Raw genomic sequence first — 18,761 nt, 5'->3', positions numbered from 1 at the left:
TTCTAAAAAATCATGATTCCGCATGCTTCACTTCGCTATCCATAATCGTTTCCAACGTGATATGCAGTCGATTGGCATAGTTTGTATAGCTCAATACTGTTGCAAAAACGTCAATGATCGTCTGACATTCCTCAACGCCAGACCGGTCTCCTTTTTTTATCTGTATGATTCCTTTGACATAGTTTGCAAATAAATCGTAATGGATAAAATGCGTATCCCTATTTGCCTCGATCCCTTTTAAATAGCGGTCAACGATTTCATTTCCCTGCTCAGTCTCTCCCTTTCTGGCTAGTTCATATGCTGCATGAAGAACAAAATCACAAATCGAATGATAGTTGATACTGACCTCATAAGGTTCATTCAAATATCCTTTACAGCGGAAATAAAGCTCCTCCGTTGTCAATGATCGGCAACCTGTATATGAGATAAGGAATAGCTCGAAATACCCCCATTGATCCACGTGACTCAAATACTCAGAAACAGGCGTCAAATCAACCTGCTCAATCAGATGGGGCTGAAACATTAATTTATAATAGCATTCTGCTGCGATTCCTAATAATTGGTAGTGCCTACTTCCGGTTTCATCATACAGATCATTGGTCTTGATGATTATCCTTTTGAACTCGATCGAATCACTTTTTCTTAAAGCGGCATCCACTTCTCGCTCGAACTCTTTTATGTAATTTTCCAGAACAAAGCGCTCTTCTTCATGGATAAATTCTTTCATCGTTAATTGTATTCTCCCCAAAAGCAACAGTAGATTGGTAAAACTGATATCGCTATCTCCTCTTTCAAATTTTCTCAAAAATTGTGGAGAGACGATCCCCTCTGCTGTTTCATTGATTGTCTGACCCTTGCTTTCTCTATAGTACTTAAAACGCAGCCCTGTTTCCTCCTTCATTTCACACCTCCAAAAGAACTATAGTTTCATCTTACACTATAATTTAATTGATTTTAAAAGAAAATCTGTGTTTATGAAAAAATAGTAGCAAGAAATAAAGTTCTGAATTTTTCATGATATATTTTTTACAAGCTGATCAGCAACAAAGAAAAGAAGAAAGAGGTGCCCTATGGCAAAAGAAAAAGATATATACAATTTTATGGTTGAGTTAGGATTGGAACCAATTAAAAACCGAGCGATCGTTGTAAAATATGCACCAAAAAATTTAAGTGCACAGGTTGCAGATTTTTTTACTGGTGAATATTTTATTCTCCAGCTTTGCAAGGAAGAAATTGCTTTTATCCCTGTTTCCTCATGGAGCCTAAACTTGAAGAAAAAGGACGTTCAAACAAACGGCTTACTAACAATCAAAAATGAGCATATCCGAACACTATTGATGGAAGATAGTGGATTCAATACAATCGTTTCTATTGATACAGATGAGCAAACGATACGATTAAACATTCAGCAAAAAGAACTCAGCGGCTTTCGCTCAAGCGGTGCTATCGGGTATGAAACAAATTTCTGGGGAACTACCTATAAAAATTGGCATAAGGAAAATTACGAAGAAACCTTAGCAGACATTCAAACGCTTGCTGCTGTCGCAGACTGATTTAGTTCCTAAATAACAAAAATGAAAAAACCTGAAAAGAACCTCTCATCGGATCTGATAAATTTTATCTACATCATATAGACTTTGTAACTACTTGCCTCCCTCTTCTTTAATCTTTAGAGTGATTCCTATCCTTAGCCTCCGCATCTAATAAAGGAAAAGTAAGCTTAAATGGAGTGCTTTCTCAAAAAATAAAACTGGAGTATCAGCCGACTCACTGATACTCCAGTTTTATTCTCATACTTCTATTGTTTACTTACTCAGAAACAACAGATATCCGTTCCTTGATATGCTTGCCGTTTTCGATTTCATCCACCATTGCGATGGCATAGTCTGCATAGCTGATGACACTTTCGCCCTTACTGTTCATTGTCAATTCTTCCCCAGCTACTTGATACTTTCCTGTTCTTGTGCCGTCAGTCTGAAAATCAGCTGCCGGGCTGATATATGTCCAGTTGACATCGTTACGTGTTTTCAATGTTTTAAGTGCTGCGCCCATGTTTGAAGCCAAGCCCTTAAATGCATCAGGAAAATCTGGTGTACTCATCAGTTCAACTGTATGCGCCGGATCAACATATAGGCTTCCTGCTCCTCCAACCACCAATAACCGAGTAGATGTATTACTCAAGATATCTGTCAGGTGTTTCAAAGAGGTTTGATGCTCTTCCAGCTTCTCAGGGTCGAAGATTCCAAAAGCATCCACAACAGCATCAAATTCTTGTAGGTCTTCAGTCGTTAAATCATATATATCTTTGATTAGCTGATTCTGAGCATTTGTTCTATTTTCATTACGAACAACAGCTGTTACCTCGTGACCACGAGCTACCGCCTCTTCAACAATCAACTTTCCTGCCTTACCATTTGCTGCAACTACTGCTACTTTCATTCTTTATTCCTCCAATTCATTTTTATCAGACTTGTTTTTATCAGTCATTACATTTATAATAGCCTCATAAGTTACTAATGTAAAGTAAGCACTTTTTTGTTACCTAGGTACCCAAAAGTAACTATTAAATAAAAGGGGAGACTTTATCTTGACTAAAATATTACCTAAATGCCCTGTAGAAACTACTCTTATGCTGATTAGTGATCGTTGGAAGGTTCTTATTCTTCGTGATTTGATGGATGGTACAATGCGATTCGGTGAACTTCAACGCTCGATCGGCACCATCTCTAAGAAGGTACTGACTAGCAATCTGCGAGCTATGGAAGCTGATGGCCTGCTCTCCAGAGAGGTCTTTGCAGAGGTGCCGCCGAGAGTGGAATATACATTGACTGAACTTGGTTACAGCCTAAAAACAATCTTGGATGTCATGATGGATTGGGGAACAGCCTATCAAGAGTTGACAGAAAACTCGGAAGTCGGCTAACAATCATTGGTTTTAAAGCAATAAAAAAAAGACACTGAACGGAATCCTGTTTTTTTCCGTTCAGCGTCTTTTTATTTTTTCTAATGATGATTATTTTGCTTCTACAACTAGCTCGTCGTCTGTAATGACTGAACGATCCAGCTGGTCGATCCGAGAGCTGGCTACCATTCCGGCTACCATACTGTCGCTGACGTTTACTGCTGTTCTAGCCATATCGATCAATGGTTCTACAGAGATAACAAGACCAACGATTGCCACTGGAAGATTCATTGCGCCAAGAACGATCAAGGAAGCAAAAGTTGCTCCGCCGCCGACTCCGGCAACACCGAATGAGCTGATCGTAACGATCGCTACCAGCATCAATACAAATTCCAAGCTGAATACGTCGATTCCTACTGTTGGTGCCACGATTGTCGCAAGCATAGCAGGATAAACGCCGGCACAGCCGTTCTGACCAATTGACAAACCAAAGCTGGCCGCAAAGTTTGCTGTTGTTTCATCAACGCCCAATGCTTTTGTCTGTGTTTCAATATTTAAAGGAAGTGCTCCTGCGCTGGATCTTGAAGTGAAAGCAAAACTCAATACTGGAAATGCCTTCTTCAAGTAGCTTAACGGATTGATTTTGATTGCTGCAAGAATCACTAAGTGAAGCAGTAGAACCGCAATCAGTGCCGCGTAGGAAGCTAATACGAATTTACCTAAGTTTAAAATTGCCTCAAAATCACTTGTCGCTACTACACTTGTCATCAACGCCAATACCCCATATGGTGTCAGACGTAAAACAAGTGTCACGATTCTCATTGTGATCTTGTACAAGCTGTCGATCAAGTCAGCGAAAAATGCCGCTTCCTTTGGTGCTTTTTTCTTCACACCTAGGAATGCGATCCCTACGAATGCTGCAAAAATAACTACTCCGATCGTACTTGTTGCCCGTGTGCCCGCAAAGTCTGCAAAGACATTTCTCGGGATGAATGATAGGATTTGTTGTGGGATAGACAGGTTTTCGACTGTTTCCTGTCTTGTTGCCAATTCAGCGATACGAGCTGCTTCCGCTGTACCTTCTGTGAACTGCGCGCCCTGTAATCCAAACAAAATAGTGCTGCCGTAACCAATCAATGCTGCAGCTGCTGTTGTTCCCAATAAAGTAGCCAAAACACTAAAGCTGATTTTTCCCAGCTTGTTTGACTCCTTCATTTTAGTAAATGCTCCTACGATAGAAACAAAAACCAACGGCATTATCAACATTTGCAATAACGCCACATAACCATTACCGATGATTCCGATCCATTCCATTGCTTGGCTGGTAATATCACTTGCTGTACCAAAAGCGATTTGAATAATTGCACCTAGTACGATACCGACACCTAATGCTGCAAAAACACGTGTTGAAAATTTCATGTGTTTTGCTTGCATCCGATAAAAGGCATATACTACACCAAGAAATGCAAGAACCACTAAAACTGTGATGAGTGTTGTCATTTTTTTCCTCCTGTGTTCATTTATTTTAATGACAAGTCCATCAAAGGAAGTAAAGGTTCCCGGCAGCTATTCTTCAACAACTGCCCTGAAAAAAATTCAGTGATAAAGTTATTTTAACTTATTAGAAGGAAAAATAGCGATTTTTTTGCTTATCGCATGATAGAAAAACAAAAGTAGTGATAGCCTAAAGCTATCACTACTTTAAAATTCAAATAAGTATTGTTCAGAAGCTGCCTCCTCTTATTACTTAAGGCAACATACTTCTCTCGCAATTTTTTATTCTTCTGGTTGTGAAGACTGGAAGTTTAACTGAATTCCCGGCTTGTCCAAAGCAATCTCTGTTACTTCGAATGCCATACGCTTCACGATATCGAATAACGGAGCAACTAATTCATCTACATCTTCTTGAGACAAATCTTGTTGATTCGCAATTTTACGATTGATAATGTGAGAAACTTGGCTGACTGCCCCTGACAATACATACTCATCAAAAGCTAGACGAAATTCCAAGCGTGACGCAATAATTGTATTTTCAGCAGGATAGTTCTCATCTTTAGATTCGATTGGAGAAAATCCTACACGTAGTTGTGTCTCAACTTCTGCATCTGGTTTGCGCATATCATAGTGAAAGCCTTCCACTAATTCCTGTTGACGTTTGATTTCCAACTGATATCACCCTCCTTATACCATTTATTATAACATATCCATATTAAATTTATTGCTCAAAAATAAATAAATTAAATACTAATTTTTAAACGAATGGATTGGTGCCGGGATTCGTCCGCCACGTAAAATGAAGTCAGTGGATGCATACGGATTGACCTTCATTACTGGAGCTCTTCCTAATAGACCGCCGAACTCAACCATATCTCCGACTTTTGTATCCTTTGCAGGAATGATCCGAACGGCTGTCGTTTTATGATTGATCACACCAATCGCTGCTTCATCTGCGATCATCGCAGCAATCGTCTCAGGAGAGGTATCTCCCGGAATGGCGATCATATCTAAGCCGACTGAACAAATTGCCGTCATCGCTTCAAGCTTTTCAAGGTTCAAGGCACCATTATTTACTGCATCGATCATGCCTGCATCCTCAGAAACTGGTATAAATGCACCTGAAAGACCACCGACATGATTACATGCCATCACGCCGCCTTTTTTCACTGCATCATTTAATAACGCCAATGCCGCTGTTGTTCCGTGTGTTCCTACACTTTCCAGACCCATTTCCTCCAGAATATGAGCCACACTATCACCGACAGCAGGAGTTGGAGCTAACGATAAATCCACGATGCCAAAAGGAACATCCAGCCGCTGAGAAGCAATTCGACCAACCAATTGTCCCATCCGTGTGATTTTGAACGCTGTTTGCTTCACAACTTCAGCAATAACATCAAAAGGCTCACCTTTGACCTTTTCCAGCGCACGTTTTACAACACCGGGACCACTTACACCGACATTGATGACACAATCAGCCTCGCCGACACCATGGAAAGCGCCAGCCATAAATGGATTGTCCTCTACCGCATTAGCAAATACCACCAACTTGGCACAACCCATATCAGACTTTTCAGCCGTTTCTTTAATAATATACCCCATGTGACGAACTGCATCCATATTGATACCGGCTCTCGTTGAACCGATATTTACAGATGAGCAGACAAAGTCTGTTTCCGCCAACGCTTGAGGGATAGAATTTATCAGTCGATCATCGCCAAACTGATAGCCCTTTTCCACTAATGCACTGAAGCCGCCAATGAAATTGACGCCAACTGCTTGGGCTGCTTTATCTAAGGTCTTTGCATATTTTACATAGTCCTCATCTGCACTTGCTGCCGCAATGATGCTGATTGGTGTTACAGAAATTCGTTTATTGATGATCGGAATTCCGTATTCCGCCTCGATATCTTCTCCCACGCGTACCAAATTTTTCGCAGCACGTGTGATTTTATCATAAATTTTCTGACAGGCCTTATCACTGTCACTATCAATACAATCCAACAATGAGATCCCCATTGTGATTGTACGAATATCTAAGTTTTCCTCTTCGATCATTCGAATCGTTTCTAGTATTTGCGTGGTTTCCAAAATTTTCACCTCTGTTTTTAGTCAATGAATAACGTGTCAAAATTTTTTACAGCTTGTGCATGACATTGAAAATCTCTTCGTTTTGAATGCTGATCTTCACGCCAAGCTCTTTGCCCAGCAAATTCAATTCTTCACGAATTGCCTCAAAGTTAATGTCTTTCCCCGAAAAAGACAGAGCCATCATCATTGTGAAATACTCTTCCATGATCGTTTGAGAAACATCCAGAATATTGATGTCTAAATCTGCCAGCTTCGTGCTGACACCTGCGATGATCCCTACTTTATCCTTACCAATTACTGTTAAAACTGCCCGCATAAATAAACCTCCTCAATTGTTTGTCCCATTATAGCATATTTGCCAAAAATAAACGTCAAATTCATGAACAAAATCCGTATTTTAATCATTATCGTTCGTGATCTACTAATACCCCATTGCCTGCATCACCTGCTGACGCATGGATTTATCTGTCAGCATTTCCAATAGCTCAAAGGCCACATGAACCGCTGTCTCAGGACAATAGGAGGTGATCACCTGACGATCGATAACGATTGGTTGCTTTGCCAGTACCTCGACGCCCATTTCCTCCAGCTGTTTCTGACGATGACCGTCTTTCAAATGATAGGTTGTTGCCTTTCTATCTGCCAAAATACCGCTTTTAGCTAACGGCAAAGCGGCTACACAAATGGACGCAACAGGCTTCCCTTTACTTTCAAAACTGCGGATCAATGCCAAAAACGGTTCACTATATGCTTCTTCATAAAAACCATACTCCTCAAATCCGCCTGGAATAGCTACTGCTGCATATTCGTCAACACTTACTTCGTTTAGTAATACATCAACATTCACTTCCACATTAAAGGTGCTGTTAACTGTCTTTTGCGTACCACAGGTTACCGTTTGAATACCTGCTCCAAAGTCATTATCTGCCCAACCAAGCACATCAATGAATACGCTAAACTCCATCGTTTCAAAACCTTTTGCTAATAATACTAATACTTTCATTCAGTAACTCCCTCCAGATCTATTTTTGAATCTATGTACTATCGAACCGAGATGTTTCCGGTAAAAATAATACAAACTGTTTATCTACTTTTGACTGGTTGAGCGCTTGCTTTATCCCGTTTCTTGATATTTGACTTTGTCAGCCCCATTTTATAGTGAATATAATCCAGTGTGGACTGCACTCGTTCCAGTTTTTCCTTGGTCTCCTGCTCTTGCTTTTGCAAAAGGGCTAGTCGTTTTTCCAACGTATGCTCGCCCTCTTTATATAAATCAAAATACTCTTTGATCATATCCAAGCTCAACCCGGATTCCTTCATGCAGAGAATGAATTCGATCCGATCGCAATCCTTTTCTCCATATTGGCGAATACCGCTGATTCTCTCTACTGGATCAAGTAATCCGATTTTTTCATAATAACGCAGTGTTGATAATGATAATTGATATTTTTGACTGACTTCATTGATCTTCATTTCATTCTCCCCTTTCACTTCTCTTTATTTTATCAGATAATGCCCTAGATTTTCCTCCTTCAAAAAGATTTAATAAAAAAAGAAGCCTAAGACATCAAACATCTTAATCGCTTCTTACTGGTTATGTTGAAAAATAAATAAGCAGAACAACAATCCGTCTCATACATTTCTTCAGTCGAGTATCACGTGAACAACCGCTGAACCGCTTCTTGTCTTTACAGCCTAGACCTTCTTAGTGAACTGCGATTTGCAGCTTGAGCAGGTAACTTTGATTGCTCCTTTGTTTTTCGGTGCTCTTAAATGCTGTTTGCACTCCGGACAAGAAAAATATGTATAGGTTTTCCGATTCTGAATGCGTTCCTTCAAATAGCTGAACCTCTTTGTAAGCTTAGTCATCCAGCCCAGATACTTCCGATTTTCATTCGACCGTACATAGATTTTTTTTGAGAAAAAACGGTAATAGACAACAGCTAGCAACAGAAACATGCCCCATCGTAAGACAGCTGATCCTAAAAACAGATTCAACAGCACCGTTGCCAGACTCACCACTAGTAACGCTCGGCTTAGCTGATCAAAGATACCGTAACGTCCCTGCATAAATTTTTGTAGTTTTGCCTGCCACTTCATCAATCGTTTCATCCAGATATTACCCATTTTATCGCCTCTTTCTTAATAATATCTTACAGGAAATAAATATTTCTGCAACTCCGATCCAATCAATGACAGACAATTTTGACTTATTCTATTGAGATATAGATTGCTACAGTGCCGTCTTTCTCATACTTTTCATAATCCTTCGCATAGCGACGCTTCATATCCCCTGCTTGCTCAAGCCCCCAGATTTTCTGCCACGTTTCAGCTACGTTATTTCTGGAAGGCTCTTCCGGTGTTAATTCCACAGGGAAAATTTGATAGTTTCCTTCGTCCAAAATCAATTTCTTTCCTTGTTCAGATACCTCGACAGCTAATGACAACGTGTAGTCGCCTGAGTAATCACTTTCATACTCATGATATACCCCATAAATCGGTGCGGTTCCTCCAATTTCTGCCATGACCTGCTGCCATAAGCCGCCAATTTTCTCTCCCATATCCACTGCAAAATTATTTGTTCTCACTGACCCAATTTCATAGATGTTCATGTATTGTTCCTCCTTGCTTTTTTATTATCATATACAAAAAAACATGACAACTAGCTGTCATGTTTTAAATTTAATTTATCTTTTTTCGAGGATGCTACTGCTCTTTTTCAGCTTGCAGCACAGCAGTCAACTGATTGACTACCTCACAATAATCTTCTTCTGAAACTAGTAAATGAAAGAAATCCTGTAATGTCCCTTCAACCGTGATTTCTTCAAAAAAACACTCATGATCCGTACTATAAAGGACTGGGTTCTCTCTATCCTGATCTGAAAGACAAACAAAATAGAAATTAGGAAAGCTATCCGTTTCTCCAACGATCATAAATTCAAGGCTCTCTTTTCCAACGACCTCTCTTATCATACTTTCATCCAAATCGCCAAACTCAGTATGATCATCCGTTCCTTTTTTGAATGGGGTAAATAGTCTTTTTTGAAAATGCATTCGCGGATAAGAAATCTCAGCATCCAAAACAGGTTGTCCTTCTGCCAGCTTTTCATACATCGTATCCTGCAAAAAGTCTTCAAAGCCCTTGATCAAGTAGGACTTGGGTAAATCAATTCCCCTTAAATCACTTTCTAAAGTGCTTCCTCCAAAATGATAGTCTCCACCTAAAGCAACGATTCTATTCTTGATTGCTGTGTTCATCCTATGCCTCCCTTCTATTTATTCATAAAGCTTTCGATAATTCTGTATTTCCTCTTTTATACGTTCTCTCAACTCCTTCGGTTCAAGGACTTCCAATGCAGCACCATAAGAAAGTAAATAGGAGAACAGCCACTCACCAGTTGCCAGCCAAGTACTGACCTTCAAGCGATTTTCCATCGGCTCAACCTGTAGATTCGACAACTCCTCCTGCATCCTAGGCAGTTGATCCGCTTCGATAATAAAGACCAGCTGCTGATACGAATATTCCGGCATATAATTTTCTGTCAAAAGAGCTGAGTCAAGCGGTCGTTCTGAAGGAGTCAGTTTCCTGATTCGTTTCAGTTTGAAAATCCTGTGCTCCTCTTTTAAATAGCAATACCCTGATAAATACCAGTTATGCTGCTTGAAAAAGAGCTTATTTGGCGCAACTTCTCGCTCACTTACAACTCCCTGACTATTTTCATAGGTAAGAAATACACATTTTTTCTGCTTTCTTGCAGTTGTCAGCAGCTCGATGTATTCTTTTTCCTCTGACTTGCGCCAGCTGGAATAATCGATAGCCAGCCATGAATCAGCGGAACGCTTAAATAAAGAGGACAGCTTCACCGATAGCTCGTCAGCACCGCCGAACTCTGTTACCGTCAGATTTTCCAGTCCGGACAAAAGAACCTCCTGCTCCTCTTCCGTTACAAACGTTGCGGGTATTTGATGATTTTCCAATAACCGAATACCGCCATTCCGACCATTTTGAGCATAGACAGGAAAACCCAGACCGGATAAATTATCCAAATCCCGATAAATCGTTCGAACAGAAACCTCTAGCTTTTCCGCCAGAAAAGGCGCAGTTGCCTCCTGATGCATACTTAGATAATTCATGATATAAAACATTCGGGACTGCTGAGACATCTATATTCATCCTTCCGAGAGCAAGTCTGTATTCGTTGATTTTGACTGTGATCGATCAACTTTGAATTACATGGTGCTTAGATTAAAGCGATTACGGTGTTACCGATTCCCTCGCCCCATTTCCAGTTCACATTACACTCTGTTTAGATTAAAACCGGAAAAACAGTATACTACGCTACGTTGAGTACTGAATTCACATTACATTCTGTTTAGATTAAAACGATGAATCAGCGCAAGGGAAAGGTTACTTACAGCAATTCACATTACACTTTATTTAGATTAAAACCTGCAGCAACAGGCAATAACTATAACGATTATAATTAATTCACATTACACTTTGTTTAGATTAAAACTGGTTAGCATCTCAAACTGATATGCTGGCAGAAGATATTCACATTACACTTTGTTTAGATTAAAACCTATGAAGCTGAAATCTGTGAATTTAATACTGATGAATTCACATTACACTTTGTTTAGATTAAAACGATACCTGTTTTAGCAGTTCGTTTTCTTCTAAAGTATTCACATTACACTTTGTTTAGATTAAAACCCACCCTATTTTACATCTTGATATATATGGGTTCATAGTACGCTTTCTGTCGATCTCTTTCTTTTTCTGACCTTTTCATTCATTTTACCTAACAAAATATGTGAAAGTCAATAACAGCAAGCTTTTTGTCATCTGTCGATTTCCCCTGCTCTTTACATTATTGATGGTCGACAGATTTTTCATTGGGAGATCACACAGCTTTTGTTCCTCAATCTATCACCTCACCCATTACTTCCACAAACCAATTTTTAGACAGTTTTTTTCATTTGAGTTACCATGATAAGGAAAGTTATCTTAGATAGTTAGATTACAGAATATCAGTGAAACGGAGAGAACTAGATCATGCTTGAAAAAGTAATTAGACAACAGGACGCCTTTATTCAAGACTACAGGAATGTCAGCAATCAACCAAATGAATCAGATGAAAAAATCATGGAGCGTGTGCTTCATCATTTGAATCAAACCGGGCAAAATACATTCACTCTTTCTGCTGCTGAAACAAACAATGGCACACCTGTCGAATTTCCATTTGAACGACAGCTGCGCACCCGAGAATATGACGGGGCAGTAGAAACAGAGTACACGTATACAGGAAAGCCCTTTGAAACAGATGAACATCTGGATGAACAGCCTGAATGGTAATCTGCAAAAAAAGCACCCTTCAAACTATTCTTTTCGTTTGAAGGGTGCTCCTTTATTTTTATACTGACCTCGGCTATCCCTAAAGTTCATACAGCATCAGGTATGTTCTATTTATAATCTAACTAAAGGATTACACCATAAACCCTCTTGATGTCGGGAAGCATTCCTTTACTATCTCGTTTTCACGATCATCTCAAGCGCTTTTTCCACATCTTCACTGGACAAATCCACATCTTTTTCTTTCATACATTGAACCAAGTTCTCTGTAACGACCAACCCAATCACCTTATCAATACTTGATCGGACAGCCATCAGCTGAGTCACTACTTCTCTACAATCCTTGCCCTCTTCCATCATATTAAGAACGCCGCGGATCTGACCTTCTGAACGTTTCAAACGGTTGGCTATTTTCTTGTCGCACTGCATTAGACAACAGCTCCTCTCCAAGCAGACATACCGCCCATAATATTGGTTGTGGTAAAACCTTTCGAACCAAGAAAGTCACAGGCCATTTGTGAACGACTACCAGAATGACAGATAATGTGGTATTCCTTAGTCTGATCTAATTCTTCTGCCGCCTCGGGAAATCCACTTAAAGGAAGGTTTACCGCTCCTTCAATATGACCGGATTGAAATTCGTTGAGCTCTCTTACATCCAGAATATTGATTGACTCTTGTTTTACCAATTGTTCAAATTCCGGGATCATCATCGTTTGATACATTACTTTTTTACCTCCTCAGGATAAGCGGTGCTGTAGATTTGAAAAGCTCCGTCAAGATTCTTAACTATGAATCCATTATTTTTCAGTATTCGTTCAGCGAGATAACTGCGTTGACCACTTTGACAGCTGACAATGATTTGCTTGTCTTTCGGCAGCTCATCCAAGCGTTCTCTCAACTCGTCTAAAGGAATATTGATATCTTCGCCAATACTACCATTATTTTTCAGTTCATCCAAATTACGCACATCTAAAAGAACAGCGCCGGCTTTCTGTGCCTCCTTCAACTCATAAAATTGAATATTGTTCGACAGTCCCTCAACAATGTTCAAGGCGGCATAGCCAATCATATTCACAGGATCTTTTGCAGAGCCAAAAGGCGGTGCATAAGTGAATTCTAATTCAGGCAGATCCATGACTGTTAAATCTGCTTTGATCGCTGTTGCCAAAGTATCAATTCGCTTATCTACACCAGCTTTACCGACAGCCTGTGCTCCAAAGATTTTCCCAGTAGCAGGATCAAAAATAAGCTTCAATGTAATTGGCTGACTCTCTGGAAAATACCCCGCATGGCTTTTCGCTGTGATGTGAACGGCTTTATATGCAAGCTTCATTTCCTGTAACTGACGTTCATTCAATCCGGTACTCGCGGCAGCCAGATCAAATACTCGGACGATTGCTGTCCCGATACTGCCCTTGTTCTTACGAGCTGCACCGACAATCACATCTGCCACTTGTCTACCTTGGCGATTAGCCGGAGAAGCTAGTGAAATCATCGCTTCAGTATTAGTGATTTGCTGATTGACGATGATTGCATCTCCAACTGCAAAGATGTCTGAATCATTGGTTTGATAGCTCTCATTGACAACAATACCGCCCTTCAAGCCAGTTGTCAGCCCGGCTGCAATCGCTAACTCATTGACAGGCTTCACGCCAATTGATAGTACAGTAAAATCACTAGTGATTTGCTCACCCGTACTTAGCTCAATAATCTGCCCGTCCTCCTTGAAGGCTTGGGCTGCTGCTCCAGTGTATACAGTGATTCCTTCTTCCTTCAAGCGATTTTCCACGAATGCGGCCATTTCTATATCTAATGGCGGCAGGATTTGTGGTGCTGCTTCAACGATTGTCACATTCAATCCAGATTGCTTTAGATTTTCCGCCATCTCTAACCCAATGAAACCAGCTCCAATCACTACAGCCTGCTTCGGTTGTTTTTCAGCTATGGCGGTTGTGATTTTATCAACATCAGGTACATTCCTCAAGGTGTAAACATTCTTCGCTTCAGATAAGCCATTGATCGGCGGTACTAACGGTGCCGCCCCTGGAGACAGAATCAATTTATCATAAGTGAGCTGCTCCTCTTGTCCCTTTTTATTGATGGTTACCAATTTATTTTCTCTGTCGATTTTCAGGGCTTCTGTCTCCACAAATACATCGATATTAAAGCGTTTCTTCAATTGTTCCGGTGTCTGTAAAATCAGCTCTTCTCGCTCACTGATTTCTCCTGAAACGTAATACGGCAATCCACAGTTGGCAAAAGAAACATACGGTCCTTTTTCCAACACGATAATCTCTACTTCCTCTGACAAGCGTCTTAGTCTTGTAGCTGCAGACATACCTCCTGCCACGCCTCCCACAATCACTACTCTCATTTAATAATTTCCTCCCTTAACTGCACCTTGCCAGCGGATCATTCCGCCTTTGACATGTACTGCATCAATTTCCTTCTTCGCAAGTATCTTCACGGCTTGCTTACTTCTAACTCCAGATTGACAAATAACATAAACAGTTTGATCCTTTTTAACTTTATAGGTTTGAATTTTTCCTAAGGGAACATTTACTGATCCAGGAATATGCCCACCTATAAACTCTGACTTTTCCCGAACATCCAAGATTATCGGACGATCAGATAGTTGATTCTCCAGCTGTTTTCCGGATACACTCTTTACTTTACTAAATAGAAACATACATCCTCCTTTTATACCCCCTTGGGTATATTACATAAATCATCATAACTTCTAGCCATTCATTTGTAAAGATTTTTAACTGTAATCTAAAAGATTGATTTTCCATAAAAACAAAAAAACACTTATAAAACGTGATTTAATCATGTTTTATAAGTGTTTCAGTAAAGATTATTTTTTTAAACTAAAGCTCATTTCTACAGGGTTATGATCCGAATATTGAAAGGCTTCATCCAATACCTTTGTTTCCTTTACTTCAACATTGTCTGATACAATAAAGCCATCAATCAAGGCTACAAAGGATTTTCCTTTTTCATAGGGGGTATCCAAATTTCTGGATGACGGTACAGCTTCGCCATCGTCAGAAAATGTTGTAACCTTTAAACCCTCCGGCAACTCTTCTGCAGGAAAAGCCTGTAACCAAGAATAGTCCTTGCTTGTGTCATTACCAAAAGTTTCAGATGACGAAGGCAATAGATCGTGGTTGAAGTCTCCACCGCAGACAATATAATTTCCCTTATCGTATTCATTTTTCATATGATCGAACAAGGTCATGATTTGCTTTTTTTGAACCTCTTCGTCTTTCATATAGGCAGATAAATGAACATTATACAGCATCATCTTTTTGCCATTAGAAACAGATAGCTCAGATACAGTGAAGGCACGATCCAAGTCAAAAAACTTATTGAAGGTCGTTTCGATCGGCAGACTGTAACGAACGCTGTTATTGAGCTTTGTATTACTCAATGTCAAAATGCTGGATTTCGATTTACCGATTGGATCAAGTACTGGGTACATCAGATAGGCGGAATCATAATTTGTTGCTGCCACAGCAGAATAGTTAGTAAAGCTGTCACTGATTTTTTTAACTTCGTTCACACCAAAGCTTCGGGTAGCTTTTTCATCAACCTCTTGAAGCACTGCAAAATCAGCATCCAGCTCCTCCAAGGTTTGAATCACACCATCTATATTTTCATTTACCGCTTCTTCACTTCGAGCCTTTGACTCCTTCCCGCCATCCATAAAGAAGGTATAATCAGGCGGATAAGCGCCGTAGCCGATATTAAAGGTTACTGCTTTGTATTCTTTCTCTATCTCGATTTGTTCGATTTTGGCTTTTTGTTCCACAGTTAGTGTCAAATCATCTTCGATTCGTGAATAACTGAAAAAGACATACCCCACATACACGAGTACAATCGCCAGTATCCCTCCAACGACTAAACCGCTGATTTTTAATACTTTTTTCATTATTAAACCCCTTATCGTTTGCTGATGCGGTATCATTCAAAGCAACTAAAAAAGAGTTGCTTTCTATCATTCCTCGCCAACAAGATTTTTTCATTCCTATAAATCATAACAAAAAAAGACAACAAGAACTAGTTTACCGCTTAATAAAAAGGTTATCGTTTAACTTGGAAGCAATTGAATAAGAATGTGTTAGGTACTTTCATTAAAAACACCATTTTCTCAAGATGCAATATCGCAAATCATCCCAATATTTTTCTTGTAATTTTATCATTTTTCATAACATATAGATAAATTTATGATGATTATTGTGTGTTTTTCTATGATAAACTAAAAAAAAGGAGTGTTTATCATTATGATAGAAGTAAATAGTAAAATGAGTGTTGCACGTGCCACCTCAGCTCAAATGAGCCAGGCTGCGAATGCTCTGAGCACCATCCAAACATTCGAATCAGACACTGGACAAACGACCGTCTCAGGGAATAAGAATGCACAGAGTACCATTAAACAGACGACACAAGCAATCAACAACTTCGTCTCCGCTTTCAACGGGGATATAGAAAAGATAACTACCGTCTCCAGCGAATTTGCCCGTGTCGATGCAGAGCGAGCAGAATCCTTCAATGCCTTCGACGCAGTCAACCCATTAGGCAGGTGGACGCCTTGATGACGGATAAAGAGACCGATAAAGAAGTCCAGCTGACTGGACAGCTCAGGCGTATCAATGAGCAACAGGAGGATAATCAGTTGGCATTAAGAAAGCGGAATGAATCAGAAGATTTTATTCATGAAGCCTATTCGTTGGAGCAATCCTTTCTAAATGATCTATCTGCAGTCCTTCACACCTCCAACTCCGTCCAATTCCTGCAGAGTATTGAGGAGGAGCATCACATGTGTAGACGCCAAAGCTTCACACGTTTAGAAGAACAGCTCGAAAACCTGCAGCAAGAAAAACAGACATTAACTGAAAAGGAAAATGACCTGCTCTGCGAAAGAACAGCGTTGCTTCAAGAGGAGGTCAAAGCCGATGAGTATTGATATGTACCTCTCTGAGGTCAGAAGCCAGACGAGCAGTGCTGTACAGCTGGCAAACGCCTATAGTCAAGCCATTGGTGCAATCACCGACAGCTGTCGGGCATTCATGGACGCCCCGCTTTCCGGTCAAACCTATGATTCAGCGAAAATCTATTTCACCACCGTCTATCCGCCTCTTGTCAATGGCGTTACCATGGTTTGCGAAGCCTTGACAGAAGCCCATCAGAAATTTCCAGATGATTTTGAACAAACCGTGGACAGCTGCGATATCAAAGAAAGTGAATTAAAAGAAAAAATCGAACAAGGAAAACAGGTACTGCAAGCACAATACAAAGCCATCGACAGCTTAGAGGAATCCGATCCTGCTTTAGAACAAAGCATTATGAGAACACAGGCAACCATTGCGAAGCTGGAAGAAAAGCTAAGCCAGCTCTACTTGTTCAATGGTTCTTCTCCCAGTATTTTCTCTGATGTAGAAAGCTTATTGAACCAGCTCAATCAAGGAATCTCTGAGGTCGGCAAAGGCAGTGCGTGGAATGCCAGTTCCGGCACCTTTGAGCTGAATCGGATGAGCCTGTCATGGATTCAGCCGTTGAATGAAAAGTGGAAGGAACGAGAAAAAGCATTAGAAAGAAAACGACCGAAACACAAGGACTACGAGCTTCGTTCACGAATAGGAGAAGGTGGTGAGGTCTTTTACGAGCTTTATGTAAATGGTGTTCTTGATGTAGAGGCGACAAAAGGATACAATGAGCTTTGCGCAATGTATACTCGTGAAATCACGAAGGAGTTCTGGAACGGCCTGTTGAAAGCTGATGATTTTCTGATGAAAATGGTTGGGGCCGTGTTACTTGTTAATGGAGTGACAACTGTTATCAGCGGAATCATAGGAATAACCTCAGGCGGGATAGCCATCGGGCTCACGGAATTTGGTTATACAGCAATTTTCGTATCTCCGGAAGCTATTGCAGCAGGAAAAGAAATTCTTGAAGGCTTTTTACTGACCGGAGCCGGATCAATCGTTGTGATGAGTGCTGCACAAGGCGGAAACTCAAGCGGAGGTTCTTCCTTTGATACATTGATGGAGGGAAGCTTTGACCATGCGGCGGAGCATTTAGGACCAACTACCGACCCTACTAAGGCTGACCATACCATATTTAAAAATTTGGACAAGACCGGCCTAAAAGAATTACTTAAAGAGGCTTGGAAAAATAGAGGGATTCCTAGATTTGAAAAGTTTAGACAAGTATTCGAAATTGATATGGGGAGAATAATAGGTACAGACGGTGAAACAAAAATTAGAATAGTAGTAGATATATTAGGAAAGTTAGTTTCATCTTATCCAATTAAATAGAAATAGGAGGAAATGACATGTATAAAGCGAAAAATGATACAATTTTATGTCCATCTTGTGGAAAATATGGCATTATTAAAATATTTAAATCGAAGATGAATGGTGAACTTATCTATCGTTGCGATGAGTGCTTTGGTATCTATGAGTCCTTGTGTGAACTAGAATATAAAATTGAAACACAAGTGAACTCTGGATATGCAAAAATGATTGGCATTGAAGACTTCAAAACTGATGCAATAAATATCGGTACCTTATCCGCTAAAGATTTGCAAAACTACAATGTGACCTTTGAAGAACATCCTAAAGAAGGTGTAGACATGTATGGAAAAGGTTATCTAGATGGAAAAGTCATTTTTGGAGAATTTCATTCTTCTCCTAACCTATGAAATGACTTTAAAATGATTGGCATTGAGGATTTCAAGCTGGGGATAGTTAGCATTCAACTCTGCTATTTCACTATGCAAATTATAGGATGAGAGTGGGACAATAGTCAGAAAAAATCTGATCATTGTCCCACTTTTTTTGATTTAGGGGTACATAAAAAGCACACAACCTTGTATGATTAAAGTGCCTAAACCCAATCAAAAGGAGCGTG

24 protein-coding genes and 1 CRISPR repeat array are annotated in these 18,761 nt (G+C 40.0%); of the genes, 7 read left to right on the top strand and 17 right to left on the bottom strand.

What is annotated here, in order from left to right:
* Nucleotides 1-10: 10 nt before the first annotated feature.
* Entirely contained in the window at nt 11-901 is an 891-nt protein-coding gene (locus I6N96_RS15320; RefSeq protein ID WP_209558441.1) for an Rgg/GadR/MutR family transcriptional regulator, read from the bottom strand.
* 169 nt (nt 902-1,070) lie between these two features.
* On the opposite strand from I6N96_RS15320, the gene I6N96_RS15315 reads away from it, so the two are divergent.
* On the top strand, nt 1,071-1,553 hold the full coding sequence (locus I6N96_RS15315) for a hypothetical protein (RefSeq protein WP_209558440.1): 483 nt from the start codon (nt 1,071-1,073) through the stop codon (nt 1,551-1,553).
* Nucleotides 1,554-1,809: 256 nt separating this feature from the next.
* Here the strand turns inward: I6N96_RS15315 and I6N96_RS15310 are convergent, their stop codons facing one another.
* Nucleotides 1,810-2,439 carry an NAD(P)-dependent oxidoreductase gene (locus I6N96_RS15310; protein WP_209558439.1) on the bottom strand — a complete coding sequence of 210 codons (630 nt, stop codon included), beginning with the start codon at nt 2,437-2,439 and terminating at the stop codon, nt 1,810-1,812.
* 190 nt (nt 2,440-2,629) lie between these two features.
* Here I6N96_RS15310 and I6N96_RS15305 point away from each other — a divergent pair, with 190 nt between their 5' ends.
* The gene (locus tag I6N96_RS15305; RefSeq protein ID WP_209558588.1) at nt 2,630-2,923 is read left to right on the top strand and encodes a winged helix-turn-helix transcriptional regulator; all 294 of its coding nucleotides are present in this window, start codon (nt 2,630-2,632) and stop codon (nt 2,921-2,923) included.
* Between the two features lie 90 nt (nt 2,924-3,013).
* On the opposite strand, the gene I6N96_RS15300 is transcribed toward I6N96_RS15305, so the two are convergent.
* The 10 genes from I6N96_RS15300 to I6N96_RS15255 form a co-directional block, all read right to left on the bottom strand.
* Complete coding sequence (locus tag I6N96_RS15300; protein WP_209558438.1) at nt 3,014-4,402, bottom strand: L-cystine transporter; 1,389 nt, start codon at nt 4,400-4,402, stop codon at nt 3,014-3,016.
* A gap of 276 nt (nt 4,403-4,678) precedes the next feature.
* Nucleotides 4,679-5,068 carry a DUF1149 family protein gene (locus tag I6N96_RS15295; protein WP_209558437.1) on the bottom strand — a complete coding sequence of 130 codons (390 nt, stop codon included), beginning with the start codon at nt 5,066-5,068 and terminating at the stop codon, nt 4,679-4,681.
* Between the two features lie 78 nt (nt 5,069-5,146).
* Entirely contained in the window at nt 5,147-6,490 is a 1,344-nt protein-coding gene (locus tag I6N96_RS15290) for a PFL family protein (protein WP_209558436.1), read from the bottom strand.
* Nucleotides 6,491-6,536: 46 nt separating this feature from the next.
* Complete coding sequence (locus tag I6N96_RS15285; RefSeq protein ID WP_209558435.1) at nt 6,537-6,806, bottom strand: ACT domain-containing protein; 270 nt, start codon at nt 6,804-6,806, stop codon at nt 6,537-6,539.
* 105 nt (nt 6,807-6,911) lie between these two features.
* A complete protein-coding gene (locus tag I6N96_RS15280) occupies nt 6,912-7,493 on the bottom strand; it encodes a DJ-1/PfpI family protein (protein ID WP_209558434.1) in 582 nt (193 codons plus the stop codon).
* An 80-nt stretch (nt 7,494-7,573) separates the two neighbouring features.
* Nucleotides 7,574-7,963: a MerR family transcriptional regulator gene (locus I6N96_RS15275; protein WP_209558433.1), complete on the bottom strand. Its 390-nt coding sequence runs from the start codon at nt 7,961-7,963 to the stop codon at nt 7,574-7,576.
* A gap of 222 nt (nt 7,964-8,185) precedes the next feature.
* The gene (locus I6N96_RS15270; protein WP_209558432.1) at nt 8,186-8,617 is read right to left on the bottom strand and encodes a hypothetical protein; all 432 of its coding nucleotides are present in this window, start codon (nt 8,615-8,617) and stop codon (nt 8,186-8,188) included.
* A gap of 83 nt (nt 8,618-8,700) precedes the next feature.
* Complete coding sequence (locus tag I6N96_RS15265; protein WP_209558431.1) at nt 8,701-9,102, bottom strand: GyrI-like domain-containing protein; 402 nt, start codon at nt 9,100-9,102, stop codon at nt 8,701-8,703.
* A gap of 94 nt (nt 9,103-9,196) precedes the next feature.
* Nucleotides 9,197-9,748, bottom strand: a complete 552-nt coding sequence (locus I6N96_RS15260; protein ID WP_209558430.1) for a hypothetical protein — start codon at nt 9,746-9,748, stop codon at nt 9,197-9,199.
* An 18-nt stretch (nt 9,749-9,766) separates the two neighbouring features.
* Complete coding sequence (locus I6N96_RS15255; protein WP_209558429.1) at nt 9,767-10,654, bottom strand: helix-turn-helix transcriptional regulator; 888 nt, start codon at nt 10,652-10,654, stop codon at nt 9,767-9,769.
* Between the two features lie 125 nt (nt 10,655-10,779).
* A CRISPR array of direct repeats spans nt 10,780-11,204; the repeat unit is 30 nt; unit sequence ATTCACATTACACTTTGTTTAGATTAAAAC.
* 342 nt (nt 11,205-11,546) lie between these two features.
* Here I6N96_RS15255 and I6N96_RS15250 point away from each other — a divergent pair.
* Nucleotides 11,547-11,846, top strand: coding sequence for a DUF5960 family protein (locus I6N96_RS15250; RefSeq protein WP_209558428.1), 300 nt, complete (start codon nt 11,547-11,549; stop codon nt 11,844-11,846).
* Between the two features lie 171 nt (nt 11,847-12,017).
* Here the strand turns inward: I6N96_RS15250 and I6N96_RS15245 are convergent, their stop codons facing one another.
* The 5 genes from I6N96_RS15245 to I6N96_RS15225 all read right to left on the bottom strand — a co-directional run bounded on the left by I6N96_RS15245 (nt 12,018) and on the right by I6N96_RS15225 (nt 15,780).
* Entirely contained in the window at nt 12,018-12,272 is a 255-nt protein-coding gene (locus I6N96_RS15245; RefSeq protein ID WP_209558427.1) for a metal-sensitive transcriptional regulator, read from the bottom strand.
* Nucleotides 12,272-12,568, bottom strand: a complete 297-nt coding sequence (locus I6N96_RS15240) for a rhodanese-like domain-containing protein (protein WP_209558426.1) — start codon at nt 12,566-12,568, stop codon at nt 12,272-12,274. The genes I6N96_RS15245 and I6N96_RS15240 overlap by 1 nt, the downstream gene beginning before the upstream one ends.
* Entirely contained in the window at nt 12,568-14,220 is a 1,653-nt protein-coding gene (locus I6N96_RS15235; RefSeq protein WP_209558425.1) for an FAD-dependent oxidoreductase, read from the bottom strand. The genes I6N96_RS15240 and I6N96_RS15235 overlap by 1 nt, the downstream gene beginning before the upstream one ends.
* Nucleotides 14,221-14,535 carry a rhodanese-like domain-containing protein gene (locus tag I6N96_RS15230; RefSeq protein WP_209558424.1) on the bottom strand — a complete coding sequence of 105 codons (315 nt, stop codon included), beginning with the start codon at nt 14,533-14,535 and terminating at the stop codon, nt 14,221-14,223. It lies immediately after the preceding gene.
* 168 nt (nt 14,536-14,703) lie between these two features.
* Nucleotides 14,704-15,780, bottom strand: coding sequence for an endonuclease/exonuclease/phosphatase family protein (locus tag I6N96_RS15225; protein ID WP_209558423.1), 1,077 nt, complete (start codon nt 15,778-15,780; stop codon nt 14,704-14,706).
* A gap of 373 nt (nt 15,781-16,153) precedes the next feature.
* On the opposite strand from I6N96_RS15225, the gene I6N96_RS15220 reads away from it, so the two are divergent.
* Genes I6N96_RS15220 through I6N96_RS15205 form a run of 4 tightly spaced genes read left to right on the top strand, consistent with a single transcriptional unit; the run spans nt 16,154 to nt 18,552 of the window.
* Nucleotides 16,154-16,444: a TIGR04197 family type VII secretion effector gene (locus I6N96_RS15220; RefSeq protein WP_209558422.1), complete on the top strand. Its 291-nt coding sequence runs from the start codon at nt 16,154-16,156 to the stop codon at nt 16,442-16,444.
* Nucleotides 16,444-16,815: a DUF3958 family protein gene (locus I6N96_RS15215; protein ID WP_209558421.1), complete on the top strand. Its 372-nt coding sequence runs from the start codon at nt 16,444-16,446 to the stop codon at nt 16,813-16,815. The genes I6N96_RS15220 and I6N96_RS15215 overlap by 1 nt, the downstream gene beginning before the upstream one ends.
* The gene (locus I6N96_RS15210; protein WP_209558420.1) at nt 16,805-18,166 is read left to right on the top strand and encodes a T7SS effector LXG polymorphic toxin; all 1,362 of its coding nucleotides are present in this window, start codon (nt 16,805-16,807) and stop codon (nt 18,164-18,166) included. Before I6N96_RS15215 ends, I6N96_RS15210 begins: the two co-directional genes overlap by 11 nt.
* A gap of 17 nt (nt 18,167-18,183) precedes the next feature.
* Nucleotides 18,184-18,552 (top strand): hypothetical protein, encoded by a 369-nt coding sequence (locus I6N96_RS15205; RefSeq protein WP_209558419.1) that lies wholly within the window; start codon nt 18,184-18,186, stop codon nt 18,550-18,552.
* Nucleotides 18,553-18,761 lie beyond the last annotated feature (209 nt).

Source organism: Enterococcus larvae, from assembly GCF_017830045.1.
GTDB classification, from domain to species: domain Bacteria; phylum Bacillota; class Bacilli; order Lactobacillales; family Enterococcaceae; genus Enterococcus_L; species Enterococcus_L larvae.
This window is presented reverse-complemented; position numbering and strand designations above follow the sequence as displayed.